The following is a 10,610-nucleotide window of genomic DNA, read 5'->3' as shown; positions in this document are numbered from 1 at the left end:
CGTTACTGCAAGTTATGGTGCCGCCGGTCGTAGCCTAGCTTCGGATGATCTTTCGTGACTTCCCCGGATTGGTTGTAGCCATGGACCGAAAGTCCACCCTGCCAGCACCGCTGGACGCCGCAACGTCGGCCCGGTTCGGGCGGATGCCAAGGGCCTCCACCAAGCCGGAGCTGGCGCTGCGTCGTGAACTGCACCGCCGCGGGCTGCGGTTCCGGGTCAACCCCCCGGGGCTGCCTGGCCGCCCCGACGTGGCGTTCACCCGGGCGAGGGTCGCCGTCTTCGTCGACGGTTGCTTCTGGCACCGCTGCCCCGAGCACAGCACCCTGCCCCGCAACAACCGGGAGTGGTGGCTCGCGAAGCTCGAGCGCAACGTCGTCCGTGACCGCGCCAAGGACGCCGCCCTCGCCGAACTGGGCTGGACCGTGTTGCATGTCTGGGAGCACGAGGCCCCTGACGCCGCCGCCGATCGCGTCGAGGCCGAGTGGGCGCGGCGGGTCCGATCCATCACCTGACTTGCATGCGGAGGTAACCGCCAGCGCCGAACAGCACCTTGCGGTCCAGGAACCGGTTGAAGAACCGGCACGACGGCTCGCCCAGGTGCACGCACGCGCTGCACGCCCCACTGCCGCGGCTGCATCCCGGGTCCAACGGACAGCGGTGCTCCGCGTCCACGAACGCGTTCAGCAGGTCGTCGAGGTTCGACTCGAAGACCGCCTGCATGCCGCCGAGGACGAAGTCGCCGCGGGCGGCGGCGTAGACGAAGAATCCCAGATGCCCAGGCACGAGGTATTCGCTCAACGCGTCCCGTTCGATGCCCGAGAACACCGCCGCTTGCCGGATGAACCGGTGCGCGTAGGTATGCACCAGCTTGAGCACGTCGGTGCCTGCCGTGTCCGTCGATGGGCTGTCGCGTTTGGTAGGCACCAGCGCCGACTGTAGGACCGCGACCCGCGCCGCCACCGGGTCCTTGTCTCCGGCAGTCCAGCCCGGCAGTTGGTGACCCCGCCCCGCCAGCCAGGTCGCGACGCGCACCGGATCCAGGCGCACCAGGAACGCCTCGGTCTCGGCCAGGTTGCCGTACAGCCGGTAGCCGCCCTTTTTGCGTCGGAACGGCACCAGCCGGCACTTCGTCGGGTCGTCCTCACCGCGGGTGTAGCCGTACATCGCGTTGAGCACCGGGAACCGGTCGACGAGGTCCAGGCCGTCGATCCCCGCTCGGGCGAGCGCGGCCGGGTAGCTGTTCCGGTATCGCACGTCGAGCGCGTCGCCCGGCGTGGCGCTGCGGAGCGCTGTCGTCGGCGTCCGGCTTTCCGCGAGCGCCATCGCGATGTCGACAGCCTCTCGCTCCGCCTCCTCGCGCCGCTGTGCCGACAGGCGGTCGATGGGGTGGTCGCCGGGCTTGGCGAGTTGTCCGCCCTTTTCGGCCATGTCCGCCATCGTCTCGGCGAACGTCGGGTCGATGCCGCCGGCGATCAACTTCTTGAGGAACTCCTCCCTCGTCTGCTTCGCGGTCACGTCCCCGGGCCCCGTTGCGGTCAGGCCTTCGACAACCCAGATAAGCGCCTTGCGGGCGCCACCAGCGAGCTTGAGGGCCTCACGGTGCTCCGGCCGCGGCGGGTTGATCAGCACCATGCCCCGCGGCGTGTAGACCGCGCGGGCCTTGTGCACGTTCCAGCGGATGGAGCCGTTGCCGCAGGCACAGGGTCGGTTGAAGCCGAGACCCTGCATCGTGAGGGTGTTGCAGACAGGGCAGACGAAGGTGATGTCGGCGGCCTTGGCGCTTTTCGGGATGACGACCTTGACGTCGTCGTGCGTGGCGCACCGCCGGATCCACGGTGTGATGATCGCGCCGCAGTCGTGGATGCCGACGAAGTGCAGTTGGCCCCACTTGCGCTGCCCGCACGTGCACCGTCGCTCGATGGACTTTCCGATGCGCTTGCAGGCCCCGCACAGCCAGACCTGGGGGTACCGCTCGACTGTGACTCCGCGCCGCTCGTCAAGTTCGACGACCTCGACGGGTGCGTTGCGCAGCAGGTCGTCGCCCATGCCGCCGTCGGTGTCGTGCGCGATCCACGCTCCGACCTCCCGCAGCAGGTGCCTGCGCACGAGGTCGGTATCGACCTCGATGGGGCTCGGTGCCGACCATTCGGCGACCCGGTAGACGGCGCCCCGCAGGTCGACCGTCTGGTCGGGCAGGAACGTACGCAGGATCTGACTGCCGCTACGGGATCCCAGGATCGTCATGTCGTCCGCCTGTCAGTCGTGGATGGGAGCGCTGGCCTCGACGTCGCGCAGGCTCGTCATCGGGGAACGGGGGCCGAGTTCGCTGACGAACGTGGCCTTGATGGCGGGATCTTCGAGGTCGGCGAACCAGGCCTGCACCCACTCGGCGATCTGCTCGCGGTGTACCGAGTCCTCGGGTCCGTCGAGCCCCAGGACCGTCGCGACGGCCGCGGCCTCCTCAGCAGGAGTCATGCCGGCGCTGCGCGCATAGTCACGTAGCTTCGCCGGCGTGCTCAGCCGCTGCTTGCTCGCCGGTTCGCGGATCATCAACGTCCGCGCGCCGACGACCCCGGCGATCGTGAGATCCAGGACCCGCCGGCTGCGGCGTGTGATCGGGATCGGGTCGACGAATCGGTCGCCCTGGCGCACGTACTGCTCGAACTGTCGGAACGTCTGCGCGTCCCGCTCCCGGCCGATCTTGTGCAGGACGTACACCAGGCCGGGGTACTTGCGGCCCACCCGGGCGGTGGTCTGGATGAACTCCGCGGTCGTCAGCGGCAGGCCGAGCATCACCATGGTGTTGAGCCGGTTGACGTCGACGCCGTGCGAGAGCATCGAGCTGGCGGCGACGACGTGGATACGCTCGGCGAAGTCTTGCTCCGGCTTCTCCAGCCGATCGAGGATCTCCCGGACATCGTCGAACTCGGTCTGGCCCGTGAGCTGCTCGATGTTGATGCCCTCGACGGTGTTGTTGCTGCCAAGGCTACGTCCCGCGGCCTCCACGTCATACAGCGTCGTTCCGTAGACGACGTCCGTTCCGTAGAGGCTGATGAGCAGGGCCGCGTGCTTCGGGTCGACGCCGGCTTCTGCGCACACCGTCGCCGGGTCGTTCACGAGTTCCCGCACGCAGCGCTGCAAGGCGTCGAGGGTGCGGTCGCTGACGTGCTCCAACGTCACGCCCCGCGGCGCGACGGCCACGAACCGGCGCAGCGGTTCCGTGGTCGGCGACGTCCAGAACGACTCGCCCGCCCGGGGACCCGGCTGCGGGAACACTCGCCCCTCGCGCTGGTAGAGGACGTCGACCTGCCGGTCGTACCCGGTCAGCGTCGCGCTGCTCGCTACGATCTTCGCCCTCGTGCCGCACAGCTCGCGCTGCAGGTGGTCCAGGAGGCTCTCGTAATGCGAGTCCACCGCGCCGAGGCTGTCGCGCAACAGGTGCAGCTCGTCCTGCAGCCGCAGCGACGGCCCGAACCGCTTCGGATCCATCGGCAGCGGCTTGAGAGCCTTCCCACCCTGACAGTTCGGCACCAGGCAGCCGTTCGGCGTCGTCGACCGCTCGGCATAGGTGAAGCCGTGCCAGGGCACGGGGCACACCTTCTGCGGCGGGCCGACGAGACCGCGCATCGCCTGCTGCAGACCGATCGAGGCCGCCTTGTCCAGCGTGCCGACCACCACCGTCGGCAGGAACCGGAAGACTTCCTGGTCGACGACGTACATCGGCAGCGCCTGCCCCTTCCAGGGACAGGCCGCATTCGTGCAGCGGTGTTCGAGCTTCCACCGCTCGCGATCGAACCGCATCTGGAGTTTCTCGTCCCGGCAGAACGGGCAGTGAAGCAGCACCTGATACTTGTCCGGCATTCCCGGACTGTCCGGGGTGACGTCGTCGCCGTCCGTCTTGGGCACGATCTTGTTGGGCGTGCCGGCCCTGCCTACGAGAAAGCCCAGGCTGAACGGGCTGCCTTTGATGCCCTCCTCGTTGCGCACCAACTCGGCACCGGCGAGGGCGTCGGCGAAGCGCTGGGTCTGCTGCAGGCTCAGCAGCCGTAGCGGGAACCGGGACCACGCCGTGACGCCCATGGTCTTGCCCGTGAGTCGGTCGAAGAACGCCGCGGTCAGCAGCAGCCCGAGGTATGTCTCCGTCTTGCCGCCACCGGTGGCGAACCACACCGTGTCGACGTAGCGCGCCTCGTCGTCGGGCTCGGCGAGGAACCGGACGCTCGACAGCAGGAAGCCGACCTGGAACGGCCGCCACGCGGTGTATCCGCGTCCCTCGGCGCTGCGAGCGATCGCCTTGTTCATGAGCTGGAACGCCCGCAGAATCTCCGGGCGGGTCTGCAGCAGCTTCAGACCGTTCCGCAGGCGGTCCAGCTCGGCGAACACCTTCGTCGCTTCCCGGTCCGCCTCGGCGCGCATCATCGGCGTCCATCCCTCGGCCGCCTGCCTCGCGTCGAGGGCCGACGGCGACCAGTGCGTGCCGTCGTACGCGGCGAGCGCGTCAACCAGCTTGGCGAGCTCGGGCAGCGGGTCGTTCGCCAGGGTCCGGAACGACAGATCCGGCTCCTGGTACGCGCCGTTCCAGTACTGGGGCCGGTAGGTCTGAACCGACACCGTGTCCGACGTGCGGAACGCTCCAGATGGCAGCACCTCCACACCGACGTTCACCCCGTACGCCAGCACCTCACGGTCGTAGCGGAAGCTGTCCGGCAGGGCCTCCAACTGGAACGGCACGGTCGGAAGGCCCGAGACCTCGAGTTGGGTCTCGTACAGGTGCGGGTCGGTCAGCCCCGGCGCCTTCTCCGGACTGGTGTTGACCAACTGCACCACCAGCTCGGTCTCCCGGTGCCAGTCCTCGACGTCGACCCGGACCTCGGCCGACAGGCCCGGCGCACCCGCCGCCGCGAACGCCTCCTCGAGCTGCTTGGCGCCGAACGCTCCGCCCTTGGCGTCGATCAGCACCGACACGACCTCCTCGACAAGGCCGCTGCGCCACCAGCGCCGGTCCGGGTCCGGCCCGTCCTTCGAATCCTTCACCCATGCCCGGGACCGTACGGTCACCGTCATCGACCACGGCGGTGCCGACGCCGGCCGCAGCCGGATGCCGATCGCGCAGGGATCCAACCGCTCCGACCGCTCGTCGGCCGCACCCTTGAGAACCTCGTCCTCGCAGGCGAGCCGGCCCAGCCAGAACGTCCCCGACGGCGCCACCTCCAAGCGCTCCAGCCCGTCGCCGCGGCCCGCCGCCACCACCCGACGGTCGAGCCAGGCGACGAACGCCTCGCACGCCTGCTCCTGCGACTGGACCCCGTTACCGCTCATGACGCCGTCCTCCCCACGGAACCACCGGACCAGCCGGCCTTCCGATTGTCGCCCAGGTACGACCACAGCCCAGCTGCCTCTCCGCTCTCCCGGAGCTTCGCCAGTGACTTGCTCTGGATTTGCCGGATGCGCTCGCGGGTGACGCCGTAGTCGACAGCGATGTCCTCCAACGTCTCCTCCTCGCCCGTGCCGAGGCCGAACCTGCGTTCGACGATGCGGACCGCGCGCTCCGGCAGGAGGGTCCTGAGCGTCCGCGCCATGTCCGCGTGGAACCGCGCGTGAAGGACGATCTCCGCCGGGTCGGTACGCCCGTCGCGCTCCTCTTCGCGTGCCAGGACGTCCGACAGGCGAAGATCTCCGTCGTCTCCAAGAAGCGCGTCGAGGCTGCGAACCGGCTGCATGAGATCGAGCGCCCACTGCACCTTTCCCGGCTCCATTCCGGTCATATCGGAGATCTCGGCCAAGGAGGGCTCCCTGTCGAGCTGCGCGGTGAGCTTCGAGACCGCCCTTCTCACCTTCTGCAGCTGGTCGTGGACGTGAACGGGAACCCGGATCAGCCTGCCCCGGTCGCCGATGCCCCTCTCGATCGACTGCTTGATCCACCACGTCGCGTAGGTGGAAAACTTGAAGCCCTTCGACCCGTCGAACTTGTCCGCCGCGCGCATCAGGCCCAGGTTGCCGTCCTGGATCCGGTCAGCGAACTCGACACCGCTGAACTCGTAGTGCCGGGCCTTGGCAATCGAGACCACGAGCCGCAGGTTCGCGCAGACCAGCTCGGCGTGCGCGCGTCGCCCAGCAACGGCCCGGGTCTGCAGGCTCCGCCGGACGGTCCGTGCCAGCCGGCCGTCGCCGGCCGCGTCCAGTTCCTCCTGGGCGGCGACGCCATCCGAGATCAACGACCACAGCTCGACCTCCCGCGAGGCATCGATCAGCGGATACCGGCAGATCGCGCGCAGGTACTGACCGACCGAGTCTCCGTGGAACTCGTAGCCCTTGGGTGCGGCTCGCCTCGGTCGTACGTCAGCGGGGTCGGGCAGGTCGACCCCAGCCTGTTCCAAGAGGTCCAGGAGTTCGCCGTGCTGGGCGGGGGAGAGCCTGCGCTTCGTGGCCAACACTGCCACCTCGGCCCGGGTGAGCTGCCCTCCCGTACGGGCCCAGTCGCCAAGAAGGTCGTCGAGCGCGCGGCCCACGAGGTCGTCGGCGGCCCGCGGTGCCGGAATCTCCGGCTCCTCCTCCCCGAACATCCACGCGAGGTCGTCGTCCGGCGCGTTCGTCTCGGCCGACTCCGCCGTGCTGTACGACTCGCCAGTCCCCGGTGCCCCGATGGGGCCGAGCACGGCGGCGACGGGCTCGTCCGCGAAATCGTCGTCAGTCCCGTCGGCCTTTGCGGCCGCCACGAAAGTCTCAGGGGCGGCGGTGACATCGTGCTGCGTCAGGGCGACCAGCAGCGCGTTGACGTCGCGGTGGGACAGGCGGTGGCGGGCGACGAAGTCGGCGACGAGGGACTGGGTCTGACGGTCGCCGCGACGGTCGAGGATCGTACGCAGCTCATTCACCAGGGCGCCGGTGACGCGCGTCGAACCTGCCGAACGCGGCGCCAACGATCGTGCCGACGACGCCATGACCGCCTCCTCGTTGCTGGGAGGCCCCATCCTAGGGACCAAGTCCGACAGAACTCGCCATTGGAACAAATGTTCGACCATGCCGTCTGCGTATCACCGGCCACGTCCCCGGCCCGTTTCCACCCTGGCAACGGCAATCTGCAGGTGGGGACACCCGCGAAGTTCTCCTCGTCACTACAGGCGCGTCCGCGCCATCGAGGGCGCCATGATCCGGGAAAGGGCAGCTGGCCGATCGTTGATGCGACGCGGCCCACGCAGGCCGAGCCTCGGGCAGCGTCGACGACCGTTGATTCACTACAGTCCCAGCATGGCCGCCCGACCCGTCACGATCTCCGCCGTCGACCTCTTCTGCGGCGTCGGCGGGCTCTCCCACGGGTTGCAGGACGCCGGCATCCACGTCGCCGCGGGCGTCGATCTCGACCGCACTTGCGACTACCCGTACCGCACCAACATCCGGGCACCGTTCCATCGGCGCGACGTCCGCGACATCACCGTTGACGAGCTGGCCGCCATGTGGCCCACCAAAGCCGTCCGCGTCCTCGCCGGATGCGCACCATGCCAGCCGTTCTCGTCGTACCGCCGCGGTGTCGACACTTCGCAGGAGGCCCAGTGGCCCCTCGTCGACGAGGTCCGCCGGCTGGTCGAAGGCACGCTGCCCGAGATCGTCACGATGGAGAACGTTCCTCGCATCGGCAGCACATCGATCTTTGCAGACTTCGTCGCGCGCCTGCGGAAACTCGGGTACTGGGTCGACTTCGACTCGTGCTACTGCCCGGCCTACGGAGTGCCACAACACCGCCGACGAATGGTCCTCGTCGCCTCCCTGCTCGGCGACATCGCTGTGCCCAAAGGTGCGATCGCGCCCGCCGACTACGCCACCGTCCGCCAAGCCATCGGCACCCTTCCCCCCGTGGGCAATGGAGAGACCAACCCCGACGATCGTCTCCACAAGAGCCGGACACTGAACGAGCTCAACCTCGAACGCATCAAGCGGTCCAAACCGGGCGGCACCTGGGAGGAGTGGCCCGAGGAACTGCGGGCCCCCTGCCACCGCAAGGCGTCGGGGGCCACCTTCCGCAACGTCTACGCCCGCATGGTCTGGGACGAGCCGTCCCCGACGATCACCACCTTGGCGTACAACTTCGGGGCGGGACGGTTCGGGCACCCCGAGCAGGACCGGGCCATCACCCTCCGCGAAGCCGCGAATCTGCAGAGCTTCCCGCCGGACTACGAGTTCGTCGCGCCGGGGGAGCCAGTACAGTTCGCGCCACTCGGCCGGCTCATCGGCAACGCAGTACCACCCCGACTCGCCTCGGCAGTGGGAGATGCCATTGTCGAGCACGTGAGAGCGGTCAAGGGCGCTGTACGGAAGGCTCCGCCGAGTACGACCGTGCCTGCGTCGCTCTGAGACCGATTGCGCCGATGCTCGCGCGGTGGTTTACACAACAACGGCGCTCAAGTCGCCCGCGTCTCGCGGTACACGTGGGTTCGGTGCCAGTCGAGGTAGGCGCGCTGGGGTGGCAGAGCGTCGGCGGGCAGGAGGAGCCGTTCGGCCAGGGGTGGCCGGCCGAACGCGGCGTGTAGGGCTGGGTCGGCGTGGACCCTGCGATGCAGGTCGGTGTGGATGTGGATGCGCAGCCCGCCGTTGACGGTGAGCAGACCGGTGTCGAAGGCGACGTCGTGAGTTGGGCAGGCAGTGAGGCCGTTGGCGACGTCGAGGCGTTCATGGGGGTTGCTCTCGCGCCAGGGCTTGATATGAGAAGCGACGAGCATCCGCGGGGCCCGTCGGTCATCGACGGTCACGGCAAGGCCGCAGAACACGCAGCGGTGGCCGTGATTGCGCAGTACGTCGCGGGCGAAGCGGTGCTGACCGACACGCGCTGCGGCGATCAGGAGCAGCTCGGTCAACTGGTCGGTGACGTCAGGGTGCTCCGTCTGGACGGCGTCGACAATGTCGTTGGTACTCAGCTCGTCCTGGCCCAGCAGGATCAGCGGCGCGTCGTCGTGTTCCAGGTACAGGAAGTCGGGCAGGTCGTCCGCCGTGACGCCGGCGTCGCGGGCCGCCCGCACGATGATCCGATACACGGTCGCCAGCTCGTCCTGACCGCCCAGCAGACGGGCGGCGACCTCCACCTCGTGTCGGGCGCCGTTGCGGCGGCTACCGTCGAGATTGGCCATCTTCGCCAGGATGCTGCTGTTTGGGCGTCTGAACAGCCGGGCCAAGCTGGGGACCGGCTCCTCGGCACGGTGCGCCGTTGACCCGCCGTAGCGGCGATGGTTGACCAGTAGGCTCGCGGCCAAGCACAGCAGCGTCTCCACCGGGGTGAAGGCGACCTGCCGGCCTCCTTCGACCGCCCACGGACGCACGAGGATCGAGCGCCATTGCGCACGGGCCGCCGACGGGCTGATCGCGAGATAGTCCGCCGCCGTAGGCATCCACCCTCCCACGCGAGCGAGTCAACAGCCCTCAGCGTAGATCATCAGCGCACGAATCGGATCTGCGTCCGTTTTGGCCGCGTGCCTCCTTGGCGCGACCGCTTGCGGTGCTCTGATGCCGCGAGCTGGCCGGCACCAGTGGTGTCGGATCAGCACGCCGCCCCAAGCGCTCGCACCCGTCGGGCCCGCGAGCGGCAAGTTCTGCAGGGCCTACGCCGATCATCGATGCCGCGGGTGCATTCACATCGTCTAGATGCCTACGATGCCACCCTCCACACCGTGCCCGTAGGGTGGCCTGACACCTCAATCACGCTGTCCGTCAAGACGGGTCACCCCCATTTCGGTCGGGCCGAACCCATGTTCCAGAGTCGAGACCTCGGAGACGCCGTGCTACCTGCGACGCTACAAACCTCGGTCGATCGGTTCGCCCGGTCGCTCGAAGTGCCTTTTCGATTGATCAAGCTGCATCCCCGGACGAAAGGCAACCCAGGGAACGCGGCAGCCCTCGCTCCAGCCATCACGCTCGGCGTTACGTCCGCCTTCGAGGGGTTTGCCGAGGACTTCCTCGCCGTGGTCCTCGCTCTACGAGGTCAGAGCTTTGGTCAGATCGCCAAGCGCATCGGAAACATGAACAACCCCACGGTTAAGGATCTCTCCAATGCACTCGCGAAGGAGCTGCCGGCGCTAAAGGCAAACCTCGGGAACGGTTTTAGCTTGTCCATCTGGGATCCGCCGGTGGGCACTAGCTGGTGGCACGAGGCAGAACTGACCTGGGAACAGGCAGTCGTTCAGTCGGAAGGCTGGATGCAGGTGCGGCACTGCCTCTCCCACGGCCTCGCCAGCGGCTGGCGGACAGAGTTCTGGCCAGGACCCCTCAAGGACACACCTGCGGCAAGTACCGTGCTGCGCCCTGCGGCGGGCGGCAAGCACTCCCTCACGCTGCACGGAGCTATCACCTGCGCAAGGGTTTATACCGAGTGTGGGAAGCACCTGGCGCTGTTGAGCGCTGCTGAGCTCGGCGAGGCCGTGACCTGGACCAATGTTCCAGAATTCGACCTCTATGCGGCTAAGGCTGAAGAAAAGCCGGGAAAGCAGGGCTGAGGACCACGGCGGCAGTGCGGACTGGCGGCCCGACTAGCTCCACCGCTGCGACGTAGGCGTCGGTGCGGCAGGCGAGCACGAACGGGAACCGGAACTCGCCGAGCGCAATGAGTGTTGCGCGCGGCAGTTCGG

7 protein-coding genes are annotated in these 10,610 nt (G+C 68.3%); 3 read left to right on the top strand and 4 right to left on the bottom strand.

Annotation, left to right across the window (positions count from 1 at the left end; all coding sequences use genetic code 11):
- Window positions 1-80 precede the first annotated feature (80 nt).
- Complete coding sequence (locus tag FHX32_RS20075) at window positions 81-512, top strand: very short patch repair endonuclease (protein ID WP_109900082.1); 432 nt, start codon at window positions 81-83, stop codon at window positions 510-512.
- On the opposite strand, the gene FHX32_RS20070 is transcribed toward FHX32_RS20075, so the two are convergent.
- Genes FHX32_RS20070 through FHX32_RS20060 form a run of 3 tightly spaced genes read right to left on the bottom strand, consistent with a single transcriptional unit; the run spans window position 505 to window position 6,875 of the window.
- Window positions 505-2,244, bottom strand: coding sequence for a hypothetical protein (locus FHX32_RS20070; protein ID WP_167185183.1), 1,740 nt, complete (start codon window positions 2,242-2,244; stop codon window positions 505-507). The genes FHX32_RS20075 and FHX32_RS20070 overlap by 8 nt on opposite strands.
- A gap of 12 nt (window positions 2,245-2,256) precedes the next feature.
- Window positions 2,257-5,319, bottom strand: a complete 3,063-nt coding sequence (locus FHX32_RS20065; protein ID WP_167185180.1) for a helicase C-terminal domain-containing protein — start codon at window positions 5,317-5,319, stop codon at window positions 2,257-2,259.
- Complete coding sequence (locus FHX32_RS20060) at window positions 5,316-6,875, bottom strand: sigma-70 family RNA polymerase sigma factor (RefSeq protein WP_167185177.1); 1,560 nt, start codon at window positions 6,873-6,875, stop codon at window positions 5,316-5,318. The genes FHX32_RS20065 and FHX32_RS20060 overlap by 4 nt, the downstream gene beginning before the upstream one ends.
- 373 nt (window positions 6,876-7,248) lie before the next feature.
- Between FHX32_RS20060 and FHX32_RS20055 the strand changes: the two genes are divergently transcribed.
- The gene (locus FHX32_RS20055) at window positions 7,249-8,349 is read left to right on the top strand and encodes a DNA cytosine methyltransferase (protein WP_167185174.1); all 1,101 of its coding nucleotides are present in this window, start codon (window positions 7,249-7,251) and stop codon (window positions 8,347-8,349) included.
- A gap of 47 nt (window positions 8,350-8,396) precedes the next feature.
- Here FHX32_RS20055 and FHX32_RS20050 read toward each other — a convergent pair whose 3' ends face one another.
- Window positions 8,397-9,377 carry an HNH endonuclease gene (locus tag FHX32_RS20050; protein WP_167185171.1) on the bottom strand — a complete coding sequence of 327 codons (981 nt, stop codon included), beginning with the start codon at window positions 9,375-9,377 and terminating at the stop codon, window positions 8,397-8,399.
- 387 nt (window positions 9,378-9,764) lie between these two features.
- On the opposite strand from FHX32_RS20050, the gene FHX32_RS20045 reads away from it, so the two are divergent.
- On the top strand, window positions 9,765-10,478 hold the full coding sequence (locus tag FHX32_RS20045; RefSeq protein WP_208418901.1) for a hypothetical protein: 714 nt from the start codon (window positions 9,765-9,767) through the stop codon (window positions 10,476-10,478).
- The last annotated feature ends 132 nt before the right edge of the window (window positions 10,479-10,610 follow it).

Source organism: Micromonospora sp. CNZ280, from assembly GCF_011759515.1.
This window is presented reverse-complemented; position numbering and strand designations above follow the sequence as displayed.

Bases quoted from the DNA above. Each gene is read 5' to 3' on its own strand.
- FHX32_RS20075 (WP_109900082.1), top strand. From the start codon at position 81: ATGGACCGAAAGTCCACCCTGCCAGCACCGCTGGACGCCGCAACGTCG.
- FHX32_RS20070 (WP_167185183.1), bottom strand. From the start codon at position 2,244: ATGACGATCCTGGGATCCCGTAGCGGCAGTCAGATCCTGCGTACGTTC.
- FHX32_RS20065 (WP_167185180.1), bottom strand. From the start codon at position 5,319: ATGAGCGGTAACGGGGTCCAGTCGCAGGAGCAGGCGTGCGAGGCGTTC.
- FHX32_RS20055 (WP_167185174.1), top strand. From the start codon at position 7,249: ATGGCCGCCCGACCCGTCACGATCTCCGCCGTCGACCTCTTCTGCGGC.
- FHX32_RS20050 (WP_167185171.1), bottom strand. From the start codon at position 9,377: ATGCCTACGGCGGCGGACTATCTCGCGATCAGCCCGTCGGCGGCCCGT.